The sequence below is a fragment of the Staphylococcus sp. HMSC072H03 genome, assembly GCF_001809305.1.
In the GTDB taxonomy this organism is placed as follows: Bacteria; Bacillota; Bacilli; order Staphylococcales; family Staphylococcaceae; genus Staphylococcus; species Staphylococcus hominis.
The window spans coordinates 90,054-114,948 of record NZ_KV796914.1 but is presented as its reverse complement, the minus strand read 5'-3'; the positions used below and the strand labels follow the sequence as shown (position 1 = coordinate 114,948).

At 33.0% G+C, this 24,895-nt stretch carries 21 protein-coding genes; 17 read left to right on the top strand and 4 right to left on the bottom strand.

What is annotated here, in order from left to right; genetic code table 11:
• Positions 1-25: 25 nt before the first annotated feature.
• The 14 genes from HMPREF2578_RS09330 to HMPREF2578_RS09265 all read left to right on the top strand — a co-directional run bounded on the left by HMPREF2578_RS09330 (position 26) and on the right by HMPREF2578_RS09265 (position 15,938).
• On the top strand, positions 26-1,306 hold the full coding sequence (locus HMPREF2578_RS09330) for a pyruvate MFS transporter (protein ID WP_048679550.1): 1,281 nt from the start codon (positions 26-28) through the stop codon (positions 1,304-1,306).
• 177 nt (positions 1,307-1,483) lie between these two features.
• A complete protein-coding gene (locus HMPREF2578_RS09325; RefSeq protein ID WP_002448351.1) occupies positions 1,484-1,768 on the top strand; it encodes a putative quinol monooxygenase in 285 nt (94 codons plus the stop codon).
• Positions 1,769-1,863: 95 nt separating this feature from the next.
• The gene (locus tag HMPREF2578_RS09320) at positions 1,864-3,801 is read left to right on the top strand and encodes an FUSC family protein (protein ID WP_176743761.1); all 1,938 of its coding nucleotides are present in this window, start codon (positions 1,864-1,866) and stop codon (positions 3,799-3,801) included.
• Between the two features lie 72 nt (positions 3,802-3,873).
• Complete coding sequence (locus HMPREF2578_RS09315) at positions 3,874-4,287, top strand: DUF2188 domain-containing protein (RefSeq protein ID WP_048683330.1); 414 nt, start codon at positions 3,874-3,876, stop codon at positions 4,285-4,287.
• A 155-nt stretch (positions 4,288-4,442) separates the two neighbouring features.
• A complete protein-coding gene (locus HMPREF2578_RS09310) occupies positions 4,443-5,144 on the top strand; it encodes a GTP pyrophosphokinase (RefSeq protein ID WP_070508418.1) in 702 nt (233 codons plus the stop codon).
• Positions 5,145-5,268: 124 nt separating this feature from the next.
• Positions 5,269-6,144 carry an alpha/beta fold hydrolase gene (locus tag HMPREF2578_RS09305; RefSeq protein WP_048680193.1) on the top strand — a complete coding sequence of 292 codons (876 nt, stop codon included), beginning with the start codon at positions 5,269-5,271 and terminating at the stop codon, positions 6,142-6,144.
• Between the two features lie 93 nt (positions 6,145-6,237).
• Positions 6,238-6,960, top strand: coding sequence for a MerR family transcriptional regulator (locus HMPREF2578_RS09300; RefSeq protein WP_019834980.1), 723 nt, complete (start codon positions 6,238-6,240; stop codon positions 6,958-6,960).
• Positions 6,961-7,077: 117 nt separating this feature from the next.
• Positions 7,078-7,758 (top strand): GntR family transcriptional regulator, encoded by a 681-nt coding sequence (locus tag HMPREF2578_RS09295; RefSeq protein ID WP_061544296.1) that lies wholly within the window; start codon positions 7,078-7,080, stop codon positions 7,756-7,758.
• A gap of 22 nt (positions 7,759-7,780) precedes the next feature.
• Positions 7,781-9,319, top strand: coding sequence for a gluconokinase (gene gntK / locus HMPREF2578_RS09290; RefSeq protein ID WP_054105871.1), 1,539 nt, complete (start codon positions 7,781-7,783; stop codon positions 9,317-9,319).
• 43 nt (positions 9,320-9,362) lie between these two features.
• The gene (locus tag HMPREF2578_RS09285; protein ID WP_054105870.1) at positions 9,363-10,718 is read left to right on the top strand and encodes a gluconate:H+ symporter; all 1,356 of its coding nucleotides are present in this window, start codon (positions 9,363-9,365) and stop codon (positions 10,716-10,718) included.
• Positions 10,719-10,875: 157 nt separating this feature from the next.
• The gene (galU, locus tag HMPREF2578_RS09280) at positions 10,876-11,742 is read left to right on the top strand and encodes a UTP--glucose-1-phosphate uridylyltransferase GalU (RefSeq protein ID WP_048680479.1); all 867 of its coding nucleotides are present in this window, start codon (positions 10,876-10,878) and stop codon (positions 11,740-11,742) included.
• A gap of 443 nt (positions 11,743-12,185) precedes the next feature.
• On the top strand, positions 12,186-12,581 hold the full coding sequence (locus tag HMPREF2578_RS09275) for a (deoxy)nucleoside triphosphate pyrophosphohydrolase (protein WP_048762213.1): 396 nt from the start codon (positions 12,186-12,188) through the stop codon (positions 12,579-12,581).
• Positions 12,581-15,412: a DEAD/DEAH box helicase gene (locus tag HMPREF2578_RS09270; RefSeq protein ID WP_070508417.1), complete on the top strand. Its 2,832-nt coding sequence runs from the start codon at positions 12,581-12,583 to the stop codon at positions 15,410-15,412. The genes HMPREF2578_RS09275 and HMPREF2578_RS09270 overlap by 1 nt, the downstream gene beginning before the upstream one ends.
• A gap of 334 nt (positions 15,413-15,746) precedes the next feature.
• The gene (locus tag HMPREF2578_RS09265) at positions 15,747-15,938 is read left to right on the top strand and encodes a hypothetical protein (protein WP_002448449.1); all 192 of its coding nucleotides are present in this window, start codon (positions 15,747-15,749) and stop codon (positions 15,936-15,938) included.
• A 155-nt stretch (positions 15,939-16,093) separates the two neighbouring features.
• Here the strand turns inward: HMPREF2578_RS09265 and HMPREF2578_RS09260 are convergent, their stop codons facing one another.
• Positions 16,094-16,375 carry a DUF1413 domain-containing protein gene (locus HMPREF2578_RS09260; protein WP_070508416.1) on the bottom strand — a complete coding sequence of 94 codons (282 nt, stop codon included), beginning with the start codon at positions 16,373-16,375 and terminating at the stop codon, positions 16,094-16,096.
• A gap of 156 nt (positions 16,376-16,531) precedes the next feature.
• Here HMPREF2578_RS09260 and HMPREF2578_RS09255 point away from each other — a divergent pair, with 156 nt between their 5' ends.
• Both HMPREF2578_RS09255 and HMPREF2578_RS09250 read left to right on the top strand, forming a co-directional pair.
• A complete protein-coding gene (locus tag HMPREF2578_RS09255) occupies positions 16,532-17,227 on the top strand; it encodes an SDR family oxidoreductase (protein ID WP_048680978.1) in 696 nt (231 codons plus the stop codon).
• 124 nt (positions 17,228-17,351) lie between these two features.
• Entirely contained in the window at positions 17,352-18,584 is a 1,233-nt protein-coding gene (locus tag HMPREF2578_RS09250) for an acetylornithine deacetylase (RefSeq protein WP_017175013.1), read from the top strand.
• A gap of 56 nt (positions 18,585-18,640) precedes the next feature.
• Here HMPREF2578_RS09250 and HMPREF2578_RS09245 read toward each other — a convergent pair whose 3' ends face one another.
• A complete protein-coding gene (locus HMPREF2578_RS09245; RefSeq protein ID WP_019834995.1) occupies positions 18,641-20,806 on the bottom strand; it encodes an RNA degradosome polyphosphate kinase in 2,166 nt (721 codons plus the stop codon).
• 102 nt (positions 20,807-20,908) lie between these two features.
• Positions 20,909-22,450 (bottom strand): exopolyphosphatase, encoded by a 1,542-nt coding sequence (ppx, locus tag HMPREF2578_RS09240; RefSeq protein WP_049379302.1) that lies wholly within the window; start codon positions 22,448-22,450, stop codon positions 20,909-20,911.
• Between the two features lie 215 nt (positions 22,451-22,665).
• Between ppx and HMPREF2578_RS09235 the strand changes: the two genes are divergently transcribed.
• Positions 22,666-23,484, top strand: a complete 819-nt coding sequence (locus HMPREF2578_RS09235; RefSeq protein WP_070508415.1) for an SDR family oxidoreductase — start codon at positions 22,666-22,668, stop codon at positions 23,482-23,484.
• A 224-nt stretch (positions 23,485-23,708) separates the two neighbouring features.
• Here HMPREF2578_RS09235 and HMPREF2578_RS09230 read toward each other — a convergent pair whose 3' ends face one another.
• A complete protein-coding gene (locus tag HMPREF2578_RS09230; protein WP_070508414.1) occupies positions 23,709-24,785 on the bottom strand; it encodes a M42 family metallopeptidase in 1,077 nt (358 codons plus the stop codon).
• Positions 24,786-24,895: the final 110 nt, after the last annotated feature.

Below are 24,895 nucleotides of genomic sequence, written 5' to 3'. Positions count from 1 at the left end.
TTAAAGGGAAGCAGGAAAAATAATTATGGTACAAAGACAAAAGAAAAGTAAGGTTCGTTGGTATTTCGCTATCGCATTCTTTATTATTGGGGTTATTGCATATATGGATAGATCTAATATCTCATTTATTGCACCTCAAATGATGGAAGATCTTCACATGACAAAGCAACAATTTGGTTTATTAGCTTCATTCTTCTCACTGGGTTATGCATTGATGCAAGTCCCTTCAGGTATGTTAGCAGAGAAGTTTGGTCCGCGTAAGATGATTTCAATCGCATTATTATGGTGGAGTGCATTTACAATTTTAACGGGAATGATTAAACATCATGGTCTATTATATTTAGTACGTTTCTTATTTGGTATCGGAGAAGCGCCAATGTATCCATCTAATGCAGTATTCAATTCAACTTGGTTTGCTAAAGATGAAAAAGGGAGAGCATCGAGTGCGTTGTTAGCAGGATCATATTTCGGTCCAGTATTAGCACCAGTAGTTACCATCGCAATTGTTAATGTATTTAACTGGCAAGCTGTATTCTATATTTTCGGTGCGGTTGGTATTGTGATTGCAGCACTTTGGGCAATTATTGCAAAAGATTTACCAGAGCAACATCGCATGGTCAATGAAGCAGAAAAACAGTATATCATGCAACATCGTGATTTAGTAGAAACAACTAAATCCGTAGCACCTTGGAATCAATTTTTTAAACGCATGAGTTTCTATGCCATTGCAGGGCAATATTTCGTAGTTCAATTTGTTATTGCTCTATTCTTAATTTGGTTACCTACTTATTTAACTGAGCAATATCATGTACAATTTAAAGATATGACAATTAGTGCTTTACCATGGTTTATTATGTTTATTTTAATTTTATCTGCGGGTGCGATTTCAGATAAAATTTTGCATAGCGGTCAAAGTCGTTTTGTAGCGAGAGGGTTAATTGCAATTGTTGGATTTATCGTATTTGCTATCTCCATCTTCTTTGCAGTTCATACACAAAACTTATATGTGACCATCTTTTGGTTATCACTTGGCTTAGGTGGTATGGGTATTTCAATGGGAATGAGTTGGGCAGCAGCAAATGACATTGGACGTAACTTTGCTGGTACAGTATCGGGTTGGATGAACTTATGGGGAAATATTGGTGCGTTAATCAGTCCGTTTTTAGCAGGTGCATTAGTATCATCACTTGGCTGGACAATGACATTCCAATTATTAATTATTCCAGCGGTGATTGCAGCTGTATTATGGTTCTTCGTGACACCAGACAAACCATTAATTAAAGACGAAAGCAGACATATTAAATAATATTTATACATTATCTACAAAAGTAAAAGCTTGGGACATCATCAGTTGTCTCAGGCATTTTTAATATATTGACTATCGATGACTGAATTGAAAATCAATGCGGCCTTTCTTCTTACTATCGTTTTCTTTTTATAATAGACGGGTAAAACGTTATAATTATATTTGGAAGGTGATTATATGATTATTATTAATGCGAAACTTAAAATTAAAGAAGATGTGCGTAATGACTATTTAGATTTAATGAACAAATTAGTTCAAAGTTCACGTCAAGAACCGGGTAATACATTTTATGCTCATTATGAAGATGTAGCAGAACATAACACATTCGTTGTTGTTGAAAATTATAAAGACCAAGAAGCGGTTCAAGCACATAACCATTCAGATCATTTCAAAGCATTTAGTGAAAATATAGGAAAATATGTCGCTGAAGAACCTGTCATTGATGTAGCAGAAACAAAATAATAACTAAACTTGCCTTGTCTAAGTGATATTTGTGCTTAGGCAAGGCGTTTTTCATGTTATGATAAGATGTATGAAAAATGAAAGGAAAGATAGTAGTGGGACATGTGATTGCTTCATTAATAAGGTTTGATAAGCCTAAAATTAATCTATGGAAAGGTATACGCCAAGGATTATTAATGATTATCCCAACATTGATAGGGTATTTACTAGGACATTTTAGTTTTGGTCTACTCGTAGCAACTGGAACTTTGGCACATACTTATGTATTTAAAGGTTCAGCACAATCCATGTTAAGAACAGTCATTATTTGTACGTTATCCTTTACCATTTGTATGATGCTTGGAACATTAACTGTCAATCAGCCAGTTCTGTACGGCGTATTATTATTAATCGTTACTGTCATTCCATTCTATGTATTTAATGTGTTAAAAATTGCGGGTCCTTCATCCACATTCTTTTTAGTTACATTTTGCTTATCCAGTAACTTACCTGACGCTCCAGAACAAGCACCGATTCGTGGCTTAGCGATTTTTATTGGAGGAATGTTAGCGACATTAGTCGTCATTTTAACTATTGTATTCCAAAAACAAAAAGCTGAAGATCGAGCGATTACCTCTGACTTTCAGACGATTAATAATTTAATGCATCACTTTAATGATGCTGAAAAATTTAAAGACATTTCACAAGACACAGTAACGAAATTTAAAAATTCAGAGAAACTATTGATTACATCGACTACTGCGATGAGTGAAAAGTTAAGTTCTCGCTTTGAAAAGTTATTGCTTCTTCATACATCAGCCCAAGGAATTTATGCCGAGTTACTTGAACTAAATGAAAAAAATATTCGTCCCATCCCTCAAGAACTGATTGAGATGATGGATATGATTACAAGAAATGCCTATAAATTATCTTCAAAACGAGAAAAATGGACGAAAAAAGTCGATGTGGATAAACCATTTGAAAGTCTGATGCAACACATACTTAAAATAGATGAAATTGCGCAATTACAACCGGAACAAATAGAATCTGAAGCGAGTATTCGTAAGCCATTATATAGTAAACGTATCGTTCAAAACTTAACACTCGATTCCATTATTTTCCGTAATGCATTAACGTATGCTGTTATTATGGGCGCGGCTATTTTTGTCTCGTTATTTTTCAATATCCAACGCTCATATTGGATCCCATTATCCGCTCATACAGTATTATTAGGATTAACGACGATTCGGATGTTAGACCGTTCATTAGCACGGGGTCTTGGAACAATTGTAGGGACCTTACTTCTATCAGCCATACTCTTTTTCCAACCTCATTTAATTGTTGCAGTCATTTTAATGGGACTGTCTGCTATGATGACAGAAGGATTTGTCGCAGCAAATTATGCGTTTGCAGTTATTTTTATTACAACGCAAGTCATCCTGTTAAATGGTCTAGCCTCTGGTAATTTATCCATTGATATTGCCTATACACGAATTGTTGACGTATTGATTGGGATTGTGATTGCGGTCATTGGTGTTTTAATCATTAATCGAAAAAATGCTTCAACCATGTTACCTACTGTGATTGCAGAAGTGGTACGTAAAGAAGCGGTTATTTTCCAATATTTATTTTCAGAAAATAAATATCAAGATACAGCACGTGATAGAACAGAAAGTTTATCATTATCTGTAAAAATGAATAACATGACACAAGTGTACAATTCAGCCAATGGTGAATTATTCTCAAGTAAAGAGGCCATTCGTTATTATTATCCAAGTATTTTTGCCTTAGAAGAAATTAGCTTTATGTTAATGCGTGCAATGCAAGACAAACAACGTCAACGCATTTCAGATAAACAAATGGGAGAATATCTTGTCACATTTGAAAATGTAGCAAAACACTTTGAATTGCGCGGTAGTCTTAATGAAAAAGAATTGACGGATTTACCACAGTATAATTATTTAAAATCGGCCTTAATGAAGTTACAAGATAATTGTGTAGCAACACGTAAAGACGTTGATCATACAAATCATCAGAAAACGGTGGACGCTTAATATCAATGTATGACGTTTCATTATAGCGTAGGGTGGTAAAGCTTACTAAACACTATAGAGGAGCGTGACATCATGCCTTGGACAATGAATGATTATCCACAAACTTGGAAACATTTAGATGAATTAGAGCGTAAAAAAGCAATTGATATTGCAAATGCGATGTTAAAAGACGGCTACAAAGAGGGAGACGCTATTCCTATTGCAACAAAACAAGCAGAAGAATGGTACAAAGATGCCAGTAAAGAAGAATTAGAAGAATTAAAACATAAACATATTACTCAACATCAAAAAGATCCATCAGCACGACCTGAACTTAATGATGAAGATGTTCATGTATATTATGAAGATCATGAATGGAAAGTCAAAACAGAAGATGCAAAACAAGCGTCTGATACATTTAGTACTAAAAAAGAAGCAAAACAACGTGCTAAAGAAATTGCTGATAATCGTGATACACAAGTGATTGAACATAAAAAAGATGAATAATGTATAAAGTCCGAATAGCAATTAAACCTGCTATTCGGCTTTTTTTATGACTAAATGACTCAGACTAAATGAGTAGCGTAAAGTCTAGGTTATCATTTTTAGTTCACTTAAGAGTTAGATATAATATACAGTGATGATTAAAGGAGGCAACAAATATGTACGTAGAGAGAAAACCATCATTGTACATTGAAGAGTTACGCAGTGAATTCAAAGAAAATATTAATAAGTTTAAGAATGGAGATGAAGCATTCGATAAACTCGTGGGTTTCGTAGAACTCGATCATTTATACTCTTCTGCATTAAAAGAGATTAGTACAAAATTAGATATTTTAGATGACAATTTTAATCATATTTACAAACATAATCCAATTCATCATATGGAACGTCGCGTCAAAGAAATGACGAGTTTAGTTAAAAAATTGCAACGTAAAGGTTTAACTATAGATGCAGAAACAGCGAAAGCCAATATTTTAGATATCGCTGGTATCCGTGTGGTGTGTAATTATCTTGAAGATATTTATGTGATTGAGAAGTTATTATTAAAACAAGAGGACGTTAAATTACTTAAACGTAAAGATTATATTGAACATCCAAAAGAAAATGGTTATCGCAGTCTTCATATAGTCGTGTCGATTCCAGTTTTTCTAGCCGATAGAGTAGAGGCTACACCAGTAGAAATTCAAATTCGAACAATAGGTATGGACATGTGGGCAAGTTTAGAACATAAAATTCGTTATAAAAATAATACCAATACTGAGGACTATAAAGATAAACTTAAAGAATGTGCAGTAGAAATCTCAGATGTCGAAGAAAAAATGCAAACCATTCACTCAGACATTCAAGATAAAGATAAATAGTTTAGTAATATAGCGAAACGATAGAAACGTATAGCTATTGTTTCGCTTTTTTATGTAAGATAAAATGATATATTTTTATGATAAAATAAATGAATAGTAATATATATTTTTTTGGAGTTTTAAAATGATTGAGCAGAATTTTAAGTCACAACGATATGAACTAAAACAATTTAAGGGTGAACACATTGAAGTCGCATTTGCCGGAAATAAGGATGCAGATAAAACCATCGTATTTATACATGGAGCAATGATGACATATCGCATTATGTTGTTGTTTGAACCTTATTTTAGAGACAACAACCTGATTTTTGTTAACTGTCCAAGTAGAGGCGAAAGCTCTAACATTGTAAGAGAACAACATACGTTAGATGATTATTCTGAGCGTATCAATGATGTGCTTTCACAAGTTATAGAAACATACGGTATTAAAAATTTAGTTATCATAGGTTATTCTATGGGAGGGATGATTGGCACACGCTTATTAAAATTTAATACTTTACCTATTTCACATCTGGTTTATTTAAATAGCGCCGCACGTATTACACCAAATCAAAGCATGTTGTCACGTTTATTTACTTCAAATAGTAAAAGAGATCATTTTAAAGATGAGATGATTGCTTTTAAAAATTTACCACAATATATCTTGAAAAAATCTTTTCATAACAAAAATAATAGCATTCGTAATTTATTTTCATATATTGCACCAATTAAAACGATTATTACAGATATCATTTATTCTACAAACGCAGATTACCTTCCAGATATAGAAGAAATAGAACAATTTCCTAAACTGTTATTTATTTCAGGTGAAGATGACGAAATCATTCCTTACACGGATTCACAAGAAACAATGAAAATGTATAAAAAATATGGCGGTGAAGTAAATGAGGTCGTATATTCTGGTATCGGACATATCGACTTTCCTGCTGTCTTGGATAATTTGCCTAATGGAACCATAGGTATTATTGACCACATTAAACAGTGGATTCAAGAAGAATAAGACGAGACCGGCAGACTTAATAAGCAAATGTTAAAATCATACTTGCTTATGACGTAGCGTCATTAGCTATGTTAACAGTAGGAGGTGAATGATATGTCACACTATACGATTGGAGAATTGGCAAAACAGAGTAAAGTCACGATTCGAACACTACAATATTACGATCGAAGAGGATTACTTATAGCTCATCGACAAACTGACTCTAATCGCAGATATTATACTGACGAACATGTAAAGCAGCTTGAACTGATTTTAGTATTAAAACAATTAGGATGTACGTTAGATGAAATAAAGACATTACTTGATGAAGATACAAATATGAACACGTTTAAAACATTACTTTCATTGAGAAAAGATGCGTTACATTCAAAAGTAGAGATGTACAGTCATACATTAAATCAAATTGAAAAGGTCGAAACATACATTTCTGAACAGTCAAGTGCGCCTATAAACCATCTTACTGATATTGATGATGCTATGAAACAAGAATATAAAATAACATACTTTAGAAAAAAGATTTGGATAAGTGTTGGCATCTTAGGGATCATACAATATAGTGGTTTACTATTAAGTCTATTAAGACGTTCAATTAAGCCATTGATTGTTATATTACCCATCTTAATCACATATGCCATTGTGCTGACAGCAATATATTTAAAAAAGGTGTTATATCTGTGTCCGAATTGTCACCATACATTTAAACCTACATTAGGTGCTTTCGTAAAAGCGAAACATACACCTAAAACAAGACAATTAACATGTCCTAACTGCCATCAAACACATTATTGTATCGAAGTATACCAAAACGAATCGTAATAAACACCTGGCTTATAATGAGCTAGGTGTTTTAAATTACAAAAAAGTAAGCGTTTGCAAAATTTGAAATGGTGTATTACTATACTTGTATACAAGTTAACGTATTGAGGTGAAAAGATGGAACAACATTATCCGAAACAATGGAAAAACAGAATGACTACAGGGGAAAGTATCGCTGCGGAACTTAGGTTTCAGATTGTTAATAGTACGCTTGAACCCGATACATTACTAACTGAAAATCAAGTGGCTAAACAATTCGATGTCAGTCGCTCTCCAGTTAGAGATGCATTTAAATTGCTGCAAACGAATCAACTCATTCACCTCGAACGTATGGGTGCAAGGGTTCTTGAATTTGGTGAACAAGAAAAGAAAGAATTATATGATTTGAGATTAATGCTTGAATCCTTTGCATTTTCAAAATTAAAGTATATTGATAGAAAAAAAGTGATTAAAGAAATGAAAAAACATTTAGAAATGATGAAAGTCGCTGTTCAATTTGAAGATGCTGAATCCTTTACGCAACATGATCTTCAATTTCATGAAGCATTGATTCACGCCTCTCGACATCACTACCTTCAAACATTTTGGAATCATTTGAAACCCATTGTAGAAGTACTTGTATTATGTTCAATGAGAGAGCGAATGAGAACAAATAAAGAAGATTTTGACAGAATACACCGTAATCATTCGATATTTATAGAAGCGGTAGAACGTTATGATACGGATACGTTAAGAGAAGCGTTTCATTTAAACTTTGACGATGTAGGTAAGGATATTGAAAGCTTTTGGTTACAATAAATAGAAGGAAGAAGGAATACATATGAAATACATGATTGGAGTAGATATTGGAACAACAAGTACGAAGTCAGTACTTTATGATGAACAAGGTCAATTTATTACAAAGCATCATATTGGCTATCCTTTACATACGCCAAATGTTGATGTTTCAGAAGAAAATCCTGACGAATTATTCGATGCCGTATTAATGACAGTCAAACATGTGATTCGCGAATCTGGGGTGCATAAAGAAGATATTAAACTCATTTCTTTTAGTGCGCAAATGCATAGCTTAATTGCATTAGATAGCCAACACGAGCGCTTAACTGAAAGCATGATTTGGGCGGATAATCGTGCGAATCAATATGCTGACTTGATAAATGAGCAATATGGGGGACATGACATTTATAAACGCACAGGTACACCCATTCATCCTATGTCACCACTCTCTAAAATCTTTTGGATGAAACATGAACAACCAGATATTTATCAAAATACTGCAATGTTTGCGGATATTAAAACATATATTTTCTATCAACTTTATGGAGAATACGTGATTGATCACTCTATGGCTTCAGCAACAGGTATGTTTAACTTACAGCAATTAGACTGGGATCAAGAAGCACTTGAATTACTCGGTATTTCAGCCTCTCAATTGCCTCAACTTGTACCAACGACCCATATTTTAAAAGGGATGAAAAAACGTTATGCCACATTGATGGGCATCGATGAAAATACGCCGGTTGTAGTTGGCGCAAGTGATGGCGTGTTATCAAATTTAGGCGTCAATAGTTATAAAAAAGGGGAAGTTGCAGTCACAATTGGGACATCAGGTGCGATTCGTACAGTTATTGATAAGCCGCGTACAGATTATAAAGGTCGCATTTTCTGTTATGTCTTAGATGAAGACCATTATGTGATTGGTGGACCGGTCAACAACGGGGGTGTCATTCTTCGATGGTTAAGAGATGAATTACTCGCCAGTGAAGTTGAAACAGCTAAACGCTTGGGAGTGGATCCTTACGATGTGCTTACTAAAATAGCGAGTCGTGTTAAGCCAGGTGCAGATGGCTTAATTTTCCATCCGTATCTTGCAGGAGAACGTGCACCCTTATGGAATGCGAATGCGCGTGGTTCATTCTTTGGCTTAACATTGTCACATCAAAAAGAACACATGATACGCGCTGCACTTGAAGGGGTGTTGTATAACCTTTATACCGTTTATTTAGCACTTATCGAAGTAATGAATGAAACACCAAATACGATTAAAGCAACAGGTGGCTTTGCGAAAAGTGAAGTATGGCGTCAAATGATGGCAGATATTTTTGATACGGATGTCATCGTACCAGAAAGTTATGAAAGTTCTTGTCTAGGTGCGTGTGTCCTTGGTTTAAAAGCATTGGGAGATATTGAAGATTATTCAATTATCGAAAATATGGTTGGTACGACTTATGCACATCAACCGAACCAAGATACAGTAAATATGTATCAACAACTTGTAACGATATTCATAAACTTAAGCCGTACACTCGAAGATCGCTATGAAGAAATTGCAGATTTTCAACGTAAACATATGAATTAATCGACGTATTTAAATAAATGAAACATTAAAGGGGAGAAGACAAATGGGAACAATATGGACACTAGCAAGTGTGGTTATTGGAATCGTATTACTATTAACATTGATTATTTTCTTAAAACTCAACACATTTATTTCATTAATTATTACATCTATTGTAACGGCCATCTTATTAGGTATGCCTTTAAATAAAGTAATGGAAACGATAGAAGCAGGTATGGGCGGCACCCTAGGTCATATTGCACTCATTTTTGGATTAGGCGCAATACTTGGTAAATTACTGGCAGATGGTGGAGGCGCCAACCGTATTGCGGATACACTGATTGATAAATTTGGACCAAAACATGTTCAATGGGCAATGTTGATTGCAGCTTTCATCGTTGGTATTGCATTATTCTTTGAAGTAGGGTTAGTATTACTCATTCCACTTGTTTTTACAATTGCTAAACGTGCGAAAGTGTCACCACTGAAACTAGGATTACCTATGGTAACAGCATTATCTGTGACACATGGTTTTTTACCACCACATCCTGGTCCAGTAGTTATAGCAAAAGAATTAAAAGCGAATATTGGACATGTGTTACTATATGGGATTATTATTGCCATTCCAGTGACACTCATTGCAGGTCCGATTTTTAATAAATTTGCACAAAAACTCATCCCATCTGCTTATACACGTGAAGGGGATATTTCAGCACTTGGTTCACAAAAAGAATTTAAAGCATCTGAAATGCCAAGTTTTGGATTAAGTATCCTCACTGCTGTATTACCTGTTATTTTAATGTTATTATCAACGGTTGTTCAATTAGTGACTGGACATGAAACTGCTAAAAATCTATTTGAACAAATCATTTACTTTATCGGTACAGCAGGTACAGCGATGTTAATTTCAGTCATCTTTGCTATGTTTTCAATGGGCTTACATAGAGGAAGAAAAATGGATGACATTATGAAATCTGTAACGAATGCTATTTACCCAATTGGGATGATGATTTTAATTATTGGTGGTGGCGGTACATTTAAACAAGTTCTCATTGATGGCGGTGTAGGGGATACGATTGCTAAGCTATTCGAAGGTTCAACTATGTCACCTATCTTACTAGCATGGATTGTCGCTGCAGTATTACGTATTGCACTAGGTTCAGCAACAGTCGCAGCGATTTCAACAACAGGTATCGTCTTACCATTATTACAACATTCAGATGCCAATGTGGCACTTGTCGTACTTGCTATTGGCGCAGGTAGCGTTATCTTATCCCATGTTAATGATGCTGGATTTTGGATGTTTAAAGAATATTTCGGATTGACCGTTAAAGAAACATTCTTAACTTGGTCATTACTTGAAACCATCATTTCAGTATCGGGCATCATCTTTATCTTATTCATTAGTTTGTTTGTATAACTTATCAAAGAAGTGAGAGAGAAATCATTGAATTTCAATCTTGCTTCTTATTTTTTATATCATGGAAGAATGCAGTCAATCGCTATGAATGACAATAAAAGAATGATAAACTTACTTATAATATAAAAGACAGAATGCGCAAAGGAGATATTCGAGTTTGAAACAGATAAAGAAAGCCATCATACCTGCGGCTGGTTTAGGGACACGTTTTTTACCAGCGACAAAAGCCATGCCTAAGGAAATGCTTCCTATTTTAGATAAGCCAACGATTCAATATATTGTTGAAGAAGCGGCACGTGCGGGCATTGAAGATATTATTATTGTGACTGGTAAACATAAACGTGCGATTGAAGATCACTTCGATAATCAAAAAGAATTAGAAATGGTCCTTGAAGAAAAAGGTAAAACAGACTTATTAGAAAAAGTACATTATTCTACAGATTTAGCGAATATCTTCTATGTACGCCAAAAAGAACAAAAAGGATTAGGACATGCCATTTATACTGCACGTCAATTCATTGGTAACGAACCGTTTGCAGTATTATTAGGTGATGATATCGTAGAATCTGAAGAGCCAGCAATTAAACAATTAATGAATGTATATGAAGAAACAGGACATTCTGTTATTGGGGTGCAAGAAGTGCCTGAAAATGTGACTCACCGTTATGGCATTATTGATCCATTAGAGAAACAAGGTCGCCGCTATGAGGTGAAACAATTTGTTGAAAAGCCTGAACAAGGTACAGCACCTTCTAATTTAGCGATTATGGGACGTTATATTTTAACGCCAGAAATTTTCGATTATTTAAAAACACAAAAAGAAGGCGCCGGTAATGAGATTCAATTAACCGACGCAATTGAACGTATGAATAGTGCGGTTCCAGTGTATGCATATGACTTTGATGGTGATCGTTATGATGTTGGAGAAAAATTAGGATTCGTTAAAACGACAATAGAATATGCGTTAAAAGATCCTAAAATGAAAGAAGAACTTGTAACTTTTATTAAACATTTAGGATTATAATAATTAAAGTGCCTAAGACATTGAAGAACAAGTGGTTATTCTTCAATCTTCTTAGACACTTCAATCTCATCAAAACTAAACCTAAAAACAGGACACACCCTATTTTCCGCTAAGGCGTGCCCTGATTAGAGAAGATATAAATTGTCGACAAACACTTCTCTAATCATAAATCCTCAACATCCCAGAAAATTTTTTTCTGAGAAACTTTTCCTCAGCGTCTTAGGACTTCTCCTAAGACATTTTTATTATATAATATAAAATTTGAATATCATAGATGTTGCAATAGCAATAATTCGACTAATAATATCACTTTTCGAGAAAATTAAGATTTTCTTGGATAAGTGATATTTTATTTTTAAAGAAACTCAATTCTAGTAGATTATTGATGAAAAAGCGAAGTTTGATAAAATTATAATAAATAAACTAAAACAGAGGTGTTATTTATGAAAAAAAATATTAACGTTGTTGGTGCAGTCATTTATTCAGAAAATAAAATCCTATGTGCACAACGTAATGAAAATATGAGTTTACCTCTAAAATGGGAATTTCCAGGGGGAAAAATAGAAAAGGGAGAAACAGAAGAAGAAGCTTTAATTAGAGAAATAAACGAAGAAATGAAATGCGATTTAACTGTAGAAAATAAAATAATAGCAGCTGAATATGAATATGACTTTGGGATTGTTAACCTTACAACTTATAAATGTACATTAAATAATGAAATGCCAACTTTAACAGAACATAAAGAAATAAAATGGTTAGAACCCGATGAACTTGCTAAATTAGATTGGGCGCCTGCTGATATCCCAACTGTAGAAATAATCGTTAAAGGTAAAAATTAATGGAAGACAAACTAATATTAAATCTAAATCAGTCCTTAAAAAAAGGATTTATTGATAAAAACCTGACAAATGAAAGTAATTTAACTCCTAAGTTACTTGTAAATAATAAAAATCAAAACGTGCTTACTTCTATTATTAATGAATTAGAAAAATGTTATTCTTTTTTTATATCTGTAGCATTTATAACAGAAAGTGGTTTGGCAAGTTTAAAAACTATATTCAATGATTTAAATCGTAAAGGGATCAAAGGTAAGTTAATCACTTCTAATTATTTAGGTTTTAATACACCTAAAATGTATAGAGAATTATTAAAACTAGAAAATATAGAAGTTCGATTAACTGATGTAGAAGGCTTTCACGCTAAAGGATACATATTTGACCATAAAGATTACTCTTCAATGATTATAGGAAGTTCCAATTTAACATCGACTGCTATGAAAATAAATTATGAACATAATATTTTATTATCTACTCATAAAAATGGAGAGTTAATTTATAATTTAAAAAATCAATTTGAAGTGCTTTGGGAAAATAGTATAAGTCTAAATTCTCAATGGGTTAATGATTATGAAGAAACATTTGAGTCTAAATTATATAAAGATTTTCTGAAAATAAATAGAGAACAAAATCATCTGGTTAATCGTTTTAAAAAATCTAATGAAATCCAACCTAACATTATGCAAGAAGAAGCATTAATGTCTTTAAAAAAACTTAGAAAATCTGGAGAGAAGAAAGGATTAGTAATTTCAGCAACTGGAACAGGTAAAACGATTTTATGTGCCTTAGATGTTAGAAACTATAATCCTCAAAAATTTTTATTTATTGTTCATAATGAAGGTATTTTGAAAAAGGCAATGAAAGAATTTAAAAAAGTTTTTCCGTTTAATCAAGAAACAGATTTTGGTTTTTATACTGGTAAATATAAAGATATCGAAGCAAAATATCTTTTTGCAACAATTCAAACATTGTCTAACAATAATAATTATGAGATTTTTGATAAAAAAGAATTTGATTATATTGTTTTTGATGAAGCTCATAGAACAGATGCGTCGACCTATCAGATTATAATGAATTATTTCCGACCTAATTTTATGCTTGGTATGACTGCTACACCTGAAAGAACTGATGAGGGAAATATTTTTGAGTTATTTGATAATAACGTTGCTTATGAAATTAGGCTACCTAAAGCTTTAGAAAGTGATATTTTATGTCCATTTCATTATTTTGGAGTAACTGATTACATTCATAATGGTGTAACAAGTGATGATTATACTGAATTAAAAGATTTGACTTCAGATAAAAGAATAAAACATATTATTGAAAAAACAAATTATTATGGATACTCAGGTAGTCAGTTAAAAGGACTTATTTTTGTAAGTCGAAAAGAAGAAGCGATTGAAATAGCTGAAAAATTATCTCTTAATAATATTCCGAGTAAAGCTTTAATAGGTTCAGATACTCAGAATAAGAGAACAAAAGTAATAAATGAATTGATTAATGGAAAAATCAATTATATTGTCACTGTTAATTTATTTAATGAAGGAATAGACATTCCAGAAGTTAATCAAATAGTGATGCTAAGAAGTACTCAATCCAGCATTATATTTACTCAACAACTTGGAAGAGGCTTAAGAAAAAGTTCGGAAAAAGAGTTTGTAACGATTATCGACTTTATTGGAAATTATGAAAATAATTATTTAATTCCTATTGCTTTATCAGATAATCAATCTCATAACAAAGATGACTATCGAAAATTTCTGACTGAACCTAATGAATTAAGTGGTGTGTCAACTATTAACTTTGAGGAAATAGCTAAAAAGAAAATTTTCAAATCAATTGATCATGCTAATTTAAATAGTATTAAAATAATAAAAGAAGCATTTGAAAACGTAAAAGAAAGAATAGGTAGAAGACCTATGCTTATGGATTTCATTACTCAAAATTCTATTGATCCGAAAGTCATTATATCTAAATTTAATAATTATTATTTATTTTTGAAAAAGTATAATTATATTGGGAAAATTTTTAGGAAAGATGCTGTAAAAAATCTAACTTTTTTATCAAAAGAATTACTACCAGGCTTGAAAAAATCTGATTATGAAGTCTTAGAGAATATGATAAAAGGAAATGATTATTCGCTAAAATCTGAGGATGATATGAAAACTTCTTTAAATATTTTGTCGTTAAATTACTTTGGTAAAAATGAAAAAGAAAGGTATGGAAGTCCAATTGTAGATCCTAATACAAAAAGACTAAGTAAAACTTTTTCTGAATATCTTAAAGACAAAGATTATCGATCATTTGTTTTTGATATTTTAAATTTGGCAAAATATTATAATGAAAAAATTCAAAATTCAGGGAATGACTTAATTTTATATAATCAATATACGCGCTTAGACTTTCTTAAATTAGTCAATTGGAGAAACGATAAAAAAAACATGGCAAATAATATATATGGATATAGAGTGCTTGATGAATATATACCATTATTTATTACTTATCATAAATCAGAAGATATAGATGATAGTATAAAATATGAAGATCATTTCTTAAATCAAGAAGAGTTGGCTTGGGTTTCAAGAAAAAATGTATCTTTAAAGAATAAAGAAATAAATCAAATTATTAATCATAAAGAGGATGGAAAGACAATATATATTTTTGTTAAGAAAAATGACTCTGAAGGCTCGCAGCACTATTACTTAGGAGAAGCTGAGTATATGAAAGGTAGCGCAAATGAGACAACTAATGTCACAGAAGATAAGATTGTAACTATGAATTTTATAATGAAAACTCCAATTAGGGATGATATTTATAGATATTTAGTAAATTAAATAGCGATTTATCGTTAGTTTTAATTAAATTAAATAAATTGAGTGAACATGTATTTAAACTTATTTTATCACTAAATATTTTTTAGAAAAGAAGCATAAGATTTAATGATTTTATGCTTCTTTTTTTAATTAATTAGCAAAGAATTTGAAAGAATTGAAATTTCTTCTATTCCCTAACATACTTATCATTTAAATTCAACTTACATGTGAAAAAATGAACAAACAGATTTTCAAATTATTGAACTATTTGTGAAAACTATCACATACCCCTTTTAAAATAAAAAAAAGCGTGTATGATAAGAATTGTAAGGAATAAGTAATTGGAGTGATACTAATGAGAAAAGTAATAGAAGGCGTTATTTTTTCTGAAGAAGGCAGCTACGATATTTATTTAAAAACAGGCGTAAACCAAGGATTAATTAGTGATATAAAAGATGGATATATGACAATTGATTCAATGTCTTATTTAGATGCTGAACGTTTATACTTCTATGGTCTCGAACGTAAAACACTAGTTACAAATTAAAATACAGAATTGAATGACCTCCTATAACATTCATGAACGTATAATGTCATGCCCTCGTTGGTGAGCAATCGAGGGCATACCCTAAATATACCCCCAATCATTTTTGGATAATGTGTTAAAACCTACATCTCACTTCCCTTGATGTGGGTTTTTTATTATAAAGATTTAAAGTTGTTCTTCACTTCGTTATATTGATACTCTTGATTATACAATTTGAACTTATAGCCATCTTCACTAGAAAAAGGCATTCGAATATTTGGAATGTGATCCATTCGTACAATAAATTCTCTTTCTTGACGTGTGCGTTCTTTGACACTCATGTTTAACCATTCTTCTTTAGTAAATAAATCTTCGAAACGAAATGAAAAACTTGTGCGGCCTACTTTTTGACGTAATGCTTGAACTAATGGACTAAAATCTTTCGCAATCACAGACATATTCTATTCCCCTTTATTTATAGTCATATATATCTTCACTTTATTACGTTTACTTTTAAATTACAATCTATAATTGAGACTTTAAATTGATACAGACGTTTATTTATAGAGAATTATGGAAATTGAATGAATAAATAACAATAAAGGATGATGAATATGGCTAAATTAACAGATAAAGTTGCGATTATTACAGGTGCGAGTAGTGGAATTGGTGAAGCAACAGCCAAACGACTTGCTGAAGAAGGTGCTAAAGTTGTGCTAGCTGGTCGTAATGATGAGAAGTTACAACGTGTTGCAGAACATTTGAATGAAGGAGACTATCTTATTACGCCAACCAATGTGATGTATCGTGATGATGTGGATGCTCTTGTAGAAAATGCGATTGCTAAATTTGGAAAAGTTGATATCTTTGTCAATTGTGCAGGCATTAACTTATCTTCTAAAATCACAGATTACAAAGTAGACGATTGGGATAAAATGGTTGATACGAATATTAAAGGATTGTTATATGGTCTGAATGCCGTACTTCCTCATTTTGAAGAACAATCTAGTGGTCACATTATCAATATGGCATCTATTTCAGGCTTTGAAGTTAATAAGACGAGTGCATTATACAGTGCAACGAAATCTGCTGTATTACGTATTGTAGAAGCTTTAGAAAAAGAGCTTGCGCGAACGGGTATTAAATCAACAAGTATTTTACCAGGAATGGTAGATACGCCTATGACAGAAGTATATGACTTTGGTGATAGAAAGAAATTAGATCCTGAGAATATAGCGGATGCGGTGATTTATGCAGTGACGCAACCTGCACATGTAAACGTTAATGAAGTCGTCGTTCGTCCAATTTAAATCTAATGAGAATAAGAGCGTTTCGTGCCTATGGTAGGAAACGCTCCTTTTTACCCTTCAATATTAGTGTTGAAATGTTACACTTATATTGAAAGATCATATAACTTAAAAGGGTGATAAAGTGATGGAACAACGTTTATTTGAATTGTTAGATGGATTAGTTAAATATAATACGGAAAGTCCTCCTGGACGTAATACGGATCCTTTACAAGATGACATTGAACAATTATTAAAAACACTAAATTTTGATATTCAACGTGAACATTTATATGAAAATGATAGTGTTATCGTCGCAACATTAAAAGGGGAAGATGAGGATGCACCTAAATTAATTCTCAATGGTCATGTAGATGTGGCGAATGTGGACGATGATTCTAATTGGCACTATCCACCGTTTCAATTAACTGAAAAAGAGGGATGGCTATATGGTCGTGGTGTGAGTGATATGAAAGGCGGTATGGCCTCGCTGTTTTATGTGCTTGAAAAACTACATCAAGAAGGACGACGACCTAAAGGAGATATTGTCGTGCAATCTGTAGTAGGAGAAGAAGTGGGTGAAGCGGGAACAAAACGCGCATGTGAAATCGGTCCTCAAGCAGATTTAGCATTAGTATTAGATACAAGTGAAAATATGGCACTTGGACAAGGCGGGGTCATTACAGGGTGGATTACGGTTAAAAGTAAGAATACCATTCATGATGGTGCACGTAGTCAAACGATTCATGCTGGCGGAGGTTTATTTGGTGCAAGTGCAATTGAAAAAATGACTAAAATCATTCAAGCACTGAATGAACTTGAACAACACTGGGCAGTAATGAAACATAGTCCTGGGATGCCACCAGGTGCGAATACGATTAATCCAGCAGTTATTGAAGGGGGACGTCATCCTGCTTTTATTGCTGATGAATGTCGTTTATGGATTACGGTTCATTATTTACCTAATGAAAGTTATGACGACGTTACAAAAGAGATAGAAGCGTATTTAAATCGTGTTGCAGATGCAGACATTTGGTTGAGAGAGAACCCATTACAGTTCGAATGGGGCGGTGAATCAATGATAGAAGATAAGGGAGAAATTTTCCCAAGTTTTACTATTCCATTAGAACATCCCGGCTTTAAACAATTACAAGATGCGCATTATCACGTTCATCACAGCGAAATGAAACATGGTATGAGTACCACAGTGACAGATGGAGGTTGGACAGCTCATTTTGATATTCCAACCATTTTATATGGTCCAGGTAGTTTAGAAGAAGCCCATAGTGTAGATGAAAAGATAGAAGCACAAGAACTTCAAACTTATAGTGATGTGTTATATACATTCTTAAAACACTGGTATGAACATCCTGAGAAATAAATTAAAAAGCCAAGTCGTGCTTATGAATGACACGACTTGGCTATTTTATATTCATATTATTTTTTTAATGTTTTTCGAAGACGATTGACCCAGCTAGCTCTTCTTTTGGAAACGACGGGCATTCCTGAAGGCTGGGTTGTCTCCTTTTTTAGCTTTTTACCATATTTAACTGCTTCTTTCATCAAGTAAGCTTGTGAATTTAATGGTGATAAATCATTTTGAACGTAATGATAATCACCATATTGATCTTGATAACGTCCTTTTTGATTATCAGATAATTGTAAATTCATAAAGTCTACAAGACGTTTACCGATTTCTTTATCTTCTACAGGGAATAAGATTTCAACACGTTTAATCATGTTACGTGTCATGACGTCTGCAGATGATAAATAAATACGTTCGTCACCATTATTGTAGAAGTAGTAAATACGAGAGTGTTCTAATAGACGACCTACAATACTTACAACTTCAATATTTTCGCTGACCCCTGGAATGCCTGGTTTTAGGCAACAGATACCGCGAATAATGAGTTGAATTTTAACACCTGCTTGAGATGCTTCAAATAATTTTTCAATGATGGCCTTATCAGTTAAGGAATTCATTTTCATCATAATTTTACCGTTACCATGTTGACGATGACTTGCAATTTCTTTATCAATGCGATCAATAAAGACGTCACGAATATCGAATGGTGCGACAATTAGTTTATTATATTCAGGTTTAACTGAGTAACCACTTAAATAGTTAAAGAAATTAATGGCATCTTCAGCAATTAATTTATCTGTCGTAATCACACCCATATCTGTGTATAGTTTTGCAGTTTTATCGTTATAGTTACCTGTACCTAAGTGTACGAATGAAGTTAATTCGCCACCGATACGTTTAACGACAAGAGCAATTTTACTATGGGTTTTTAAATGGGTCATACCATAAATAACGTGACAACCTGCATCTTCTAACATACGTGCCCAATGAACGTTATTTTCTTCGTCGAAACGTGCTTTTAATTCTACAAGTACAGTCACTTGTTTACCATTTTCAGCCGCTTCTTTTAAGCTTTTAATAATGGGTGAATCTTTACTTACACGATAAAGCGTTTGTTTAATCGCAATCGTGTTAGGATCTTCAGCTGCTTCACGAATAAAGTCTACGATAGGCTCAAATGATTCGTACGGGTGATGGAAAAAGACATCACGTTTTAATGCAAGATCATACACATTATTGTTACCTAATGAACGTGGAATTTGTGGTGTATATTTATCATATGTTAAATATTTCAATTTATGGGATAGATGGTCAACTAAGCCAAAGATAAATGTTAAATCTAAAGGTCCATTAAGTAAGTAAACGTCTTGTTCATCTACTTCTAAAGTGTCTGTTAACCATCCTAAATCTTCGATAGACGCTGTACGATTGTCGACTTCTAAGCGTACAGCAGAACCACTTTTACGTTCTTTTAAGAAGCGTTCAATTTCGATAAGTAAGTCTTCAGCACCATCTTCATGAATCGTTAAATCAGCATTTCTAGTAATTCTAAATGTAAAGGTATTTAATACTTCATAGCCTGTAAATAAGTGATTGATGAAGTGTGTAATGACATCTTCTACCATGACTACATATTGTTTTGAACCTTCATTATAAGTTAAAAATCTAGGGATAAGAGATGGAATTTGAACAATCGCTGAGTTAATGGCATCATCTGTATCGATATCTACGAAGATATTTAGACTTTTATTATTTAGTTTTGGGAAAGGATGGTATGCATCTATACCAAGTGGTGTTAACGTTGGTAAAATAGTTAGTTTAAAATCTCTTTCTAACTTGCTTAAAATAGAGTCAGATAAGTTTTCTGGTTTACACATCACAATGTCATAATTGCGTAATTCTTCGATAAGTTCGTTATAGCGTTCATATTGCATATTGACATATTTTTTAGCTTTTTCTTGAATAGCATCTACTTGTTCTTGTGGTGTCATTTGTGTTTTGTTTTCAGGTTTATCGAATCCCATTTTTACTTGGTCTTTTAAACCAGCCACACGCACCATAAAGAATTCATCTAAGTTCGAACTAAAGATAGATACGAAATTTAATTTTTCTAATAGTGGATTGTTGTTATCATAAGCTTCTTGTAATACACGATAGTTGAAATCTAACCAACTGAGTTCGCGATTATTATAGTACTTCGGCAAGCTAATATCATAGTCTCCCAATTGAGTTTGCATATTCAAAATACACCTCGTCATTTCTTCGATTATCAATCTTTCTATTTGTAAAAATATATAGTCTATGACAGAACTATCTACCTATAATATAGCATACAAATTTTAAGATTTTGTAAAGACAATGGATACTGATCCTTTAAGAATCTTTTCGATATGCTTTTTCTGTCTTAATGCTTGATATTTCTCAGCAATCGGTTCGCCTTCAGTATAATGTACGGTCAGTTCATAATCGTCATTGCCTTTTTTCGTTTCTTTTAAAGTCACGTCTTCAACAAAGCTAGTTTGTGAAATATTTAAAGCATTCACAAATTTAATAATGCCACCTAATGCTTGAATTGTTTCAATTTCCTTATTACTGAACCAATCTGTTTCTTTACAATAGAACTTAAGTAAAGATTTATTTTTAAAACTTGCTAAAAGGGCGAGTTTAACGCGATCTTTATGTGTATAACCATTAATCATTGAGTTCGCAATAATATAATACGTATGTGGAGAACTTGAATCTGAATCAATAAATCTACCTAAATAATAAATATAGGTCGCTTCTTCAAAGAGACGTTGCTCTGTGTCATTAATCTTTAAATCACCTAAATCCATTAATTGTTTTAATAAAGATTGCGCTAATTTTAGACGACCTTGTGAACTACGTTCTTCGATGTGATAATCATGTGCTAAGAAATAAATCGATTCTTTACGCACATTATTTTTGTCAAATACATCTGGATAGCGTGAGCGAATTTGTTTAATAATATAGCCTTCACGTAAGCCATTTCTTGAAAATGTGAATTGCTTTGCATCTATTTTTTTATAAAGTGTCTTAAATACTGACACTGCCGGAAGAATAATATCTGCACGATCGCGACTTAACCCATCTAGGTTATTTAACTCATCACGTGAACTTTTACGTATAATATCGTACACTTCATCAATATCTTTATCTGACATTGTATAATTGTGTACACCACTTATAGGATAAGTGTGTTCAGATTGATGGATACGTGCTACGTTACGTGCAGAACCACCGACACCGACTAATGCAACGTCTTGATCTTTAAGCCAATCTAATGTACTAAATTGTTGAGATAAGAATTTCTCCATATCTTTGATCGCGCCTTTATCATTGTGGTCTTTGCCATCAAAGAATTTACGTTTTAACGTTACTACACCGAAAGGAAAACTATGTGATTCAAATAATTCTTTATCCTTAAATAAAGTAACTTCAGTTGAACCACCACCGATGTCTACAGATACACCATTTTCAATTTCAGTAGTATGAGTAATAGCATAGTAACCATAATATGCTTCGTCTTTTTCAGGGATAATTGAAATTTCAATATCAAGTTCATCTTTTACTTTTTTAACAATGTCATCCTTATTCTCAGATTGACGAATCGCTGCTGTTGCGATAGGATGCAATTCTTTTACGTTAAATTTTTCAGATACAGATTTAAAACTGCGTAATGCTTCAATGAGCACTTTAATACCTTCTTGGCTCATTTTATTTTCTTTTGTCAAATATTGACTCAAGCGAGCAGGCGTTTTAATGTTGAGCAATTCATTTAATCCTGCATCTTTGCTAAATCTAAAGATAACTAATCTAATCGTATTCGAGCCAATATCTATTAATCCTATACGTTCTTCCATCATGCCCTCCTAAGTCTTTCAATACTTCCTAATATAGTTTTATTTTACATGAATTTTATTAATAGAAAAAGATACGAATCATATTTACATTTCTTTGGATATAGAAAAGAATTCAAATGTAAAACGATTTCATTTTTAGTATCACGTTTAATCTAAACTGTTTAGTGGAAGAATAAGGTTGTATTAGAAAACATGTTCACTAGGAGTGTGACAAGATGAAACGTTTAGAGAATAAAATTGCAGTCATCACAGGTGCAAGTACAGGTATTGGACAAGCATCAGCAAAAGTGTTAGCGAAAGAAGGAGCGCATGTCTTAGCACTTGATATTTCAGATGAATTAGAAAAAACTGTAGATGACATTAATCAAGAAGGCGGTAAAGCGACAGCTTATAAAGTTGATATCTCTCAAGATCAACAAGTGAAAGATTTTGCTGATAAAGTTAAACAAGACTATGGTCACATTGATATTATCTTCAACAATGCAGGTGTAGATAATGGGGCAGGACGTATTCATGAATATCCAGTTGAAGTATTTGATAAAATTATGTCTGTCGATATGAGAGGTACATTCTTAGTAACGAAATTCTTATTACCATTAATGTTGGATAATGGAGGTTCAATCATTAATACAGCTTCATTCTCAGGACAAGCAGCAGACTTGTATCGTTCTGGTTATAATGCCGCTAAAGGTGGCGTCATTAATTTCACTAAATCGATTGCGATTGAATATGGACGTGAAAATATTCGTGCGAACGCGATTGCACCAGGTACCATTGAAACACCGCTTGTAGATAATTTAGCTGGTACATCTGAAGATGAAGCGGGTAAAACATTCCGCGATAATCAGAAATGGGTCACTCCACTTGGTCGTTTAGGACAACCTGAAGAAGTAGGTAAATTGGTTGCTTTCCTAGCATCAGATGATAGTTCATTTATTACAGGTGAAACGATTCGTATTGATGGTGGTGTGATGGCATACACTTGGCCTGGTGAAATGTTAAGTGAAGATAAATGGAAACATTCTGTAGAATAAATCATAGTGGATATATTAGCGTTTAAGTGTGAGAGATGGTTTCAGTATGAGGCTGTCTCTCACTTTTTATATAGTTAGATAAATTATTCTAATTTATAAAAATGTTATAATGTTGTTGTCGTCTTTCCTTTAGACAGTAGTACGTTTAAAGGAGGTGAAGTTATGACGTTAATACTCGTTAATGTGATATTAACATAAGTAGATGTAACATTTCAATATTCAAATTACCAGTTGATTTGATTATACGTTTGATCATTTAAAGAACGTACAATTTCAGTGATTAATCGTACTGAATTTTCATAATCATCTGTATGGAGAACAGATACATTTGAGTGCATATAGCGTAATGCCACACCAATAGCAATTGTTGGAATACCATCGTTAGCAACATGGATACTACCAGCATCTGTACCACCGCGTGGTGTGGTATCCCATTGAACCGTAATATAATGTTTTTTTGCCACTTCTTTAATATGTTGACGTAAGCCTTGATGTGCCACATTTGAAGCATCCATTAAAATAATTACTGGGCCGTCACCAATGGCTGTATCACTACCATATTGTGCCATTCCAGGTGTATCATATGCGACCGCAACGTCGACTGCGATAGCTAAATCGGGGTTGATTTTATTTGCTGCGACTTTAGCGCCACGTAAACCAACTTCTTCTTGTACAGTGCCACCTGCATATAAATTAATACCGATCGATTCATCTTTAAGATTGTTAAGTACGTCAATAGCAAGTGCACAACCGTATCGATTATCAAATGCTTTGGCAGTTAAATATTTACCATTTGCAAGTTGTTCAAACTCACTATAAGGTGTAATCATATTTCCAATTTCAATACCGTATTGTTCAGCATCTGCTTTACTTCTAACACCAATATCAATAAACATATCTTTGATATCGATAGACTTTTTACGTGCTTCTGGTTCAAGTACATGTGGAGGTTTAGAACCAATAATACCTCGTATTTCTTTACCATCGTCAGTCGTGATGGTTACTTTTTGAGATAACATCACTTGGCTCCACCAACCGCCAATAGGTTGGAATTTAATAAACCCATTATTGTCAATTTTAGTGACGATGAATCCAATTTCATCTAAATGACCAGCTAACATTAATGATTTAGATCCCGTTTTACTTTCCTTTTTACCGAAGATACCACCCAAACCATCTTCGATAATCTCATCACTAATAGGTGTTAAATAGTTTCGCATTTTTTCTTTAACTTGGTACTCATAACCAGCGATACCATTAACATCTGTTAATGTTTTGAGTAATTCGATAGATTCTTTCATACATTGAGTCCTCCTAAAAAATTCGTTAAGTGTATTGTAGCATGGATAAAATGAATTTTATGAACAATAGTTTATCATATCTATGCAAATTAAATGTATCCCATTCATAG

What these genes read in the sequence shown, in the direction of transcription:
- HMPREF2578_RS09265 (WP_002448449.1), top strand. Translation starts at nt 15,747, where the DNA reads ATGAGAAAAGTAATAGAAGGCGTTATTTTTTCTGAAGAAGGCAGCTAC.
- HMPREF2578_RS09230 (WP_070508414.1), bottom strand. Translation starts at nt 24,785, where the DNA reads ATGAAAGAATCTATCGAATTACTCAAAACATTAACAGATGTTAATGGT.
- HMPREF2578_RS09275 (WP_048762213.1), top strand. Translation starts at nt 12,186, where the DNA reads ATGAAAAAAAATATTAACGTTGTTGGTGCAGTCATTTATTCAGAAAAT.
- ppx (WP_049379302.1), bottom strand. Translation starts at nt 22,450, where the DNA reads ATGGAAGAACGTATAGGATTAATAGATATTGGCTCGAATACGATTAGA.
- HMPREF2578_RS09305 (WP_048680193.1), top strand. Translation starts at nt 5,269, where the DNA reads ATGATTGAGCAGAATTTTAAGTCACAACGATATGAACTAAAACAATTT.
- HMPREF2578_RS09285 (WP_054105870.1), top strand. Translation starts at nt 9,363, where the DNA reads ATGGGAACAATATGGACACTAGCAAGTGTGGTTATTGGAATCGTATTA.
- HMPREF2578_RS09260 (WP_070508416.1), bottom strand. Translation starts at nt 16,375, where the DNA reads ATGTCTGTGATTGCGAAAGATTTTAGTCCATTAGTTCAAGCATTACGT.
- HMPREF2578_RS09315 (WP_048683330.1), top strand. Translation starts at nt 3,874, where the DNA reads ATGCCTTGGACAATGAATGATTATCCACAAACTTGGAAACATTTAGAT.
- HMPREF2578_RS09295 (WP_061544296.1), top strand. Translation starts at nt 7,078, where the DNA reads ATGGAACAACATTATCCGAAACAATGGAAAAACAGAATGACTACAGGG.
- HMPREF2578_RS09330 (WP_048679550.1), top strand. Translation starts at nt 26, where the DNA reads ATGGTACAAAGACAAAAGAAAAGTAAGGTTCGTTGGTATTTCGCTATC.
- HMPREF2578_RS09250 (WP_017175013.1), top strand. Translation starts at nt 17,352, where the DNA reads ATGGAACAACGTTTATTTGAATTGTTAGATGGATTAGTTAAATATAAT.
- HMPREF2578_RS09270 (WP_070508417.1), top strand. Translation starts at nt 12,581, where the DNA reads ATGGAAGACAAACTAATATTAAATCTAAATCAGTCCTTAAAAAAAGGA.
- HMPREF2578_RS09245 (WP_019834995.1), bottom strand. Translation starts at nt 20,806, where the DNA reads ATGCAAACTCAATTGGGAGACTATGATATTAGCTTGCCGAAGTACTAT.
- HMPREF2578_RS09325 (WP_002448351.1), top strand. Translation starts at nt 1,484, where the DNA reads ATGATTATTATTAATGCGAAACTTAAAATTAAAGAAGATGTGCGTAAT.
- HMPREF2578_RS09300 (WP_019834980.1), top strand. Translation starts at nt 6,238, where the DNA reads ATGTCACACTATACGATTGGAGAATTGGCAAAACAGAGTAAAGTCACG.
- HMPREF2578_RS09255 (WP_048680978.1), top strand. Translation starts at nt 16,532, where the DNA reads ATGGCTAAATTAACAGATAAAGTTGCGATTATTACAGGTGCGAGTAGT.
- gntK (WP_054105871.1), top strand. Translation starts at nt 7,781, where the DNA reads ATGAAATACATGATTGGAGTAGATATTGGAACAACAAGTACGAAGTCA.
- HMPREF2578_RS09310 (WP_070508418.1), top strand. Translation starts at nt 4,443, where the DNA reads ATGTACGTAGAGAGAAAACCATCATTGTACATTGAAGAGTTACGCAGT.
- HMPREF2578_RS09235 (WP_070508415.1), top strand. Translation starts at nt 22,666, where the DNA reads ATGAAACGTTTAGAGAATAAAATTGCAGTCATCACAGGTGCAAGTACA.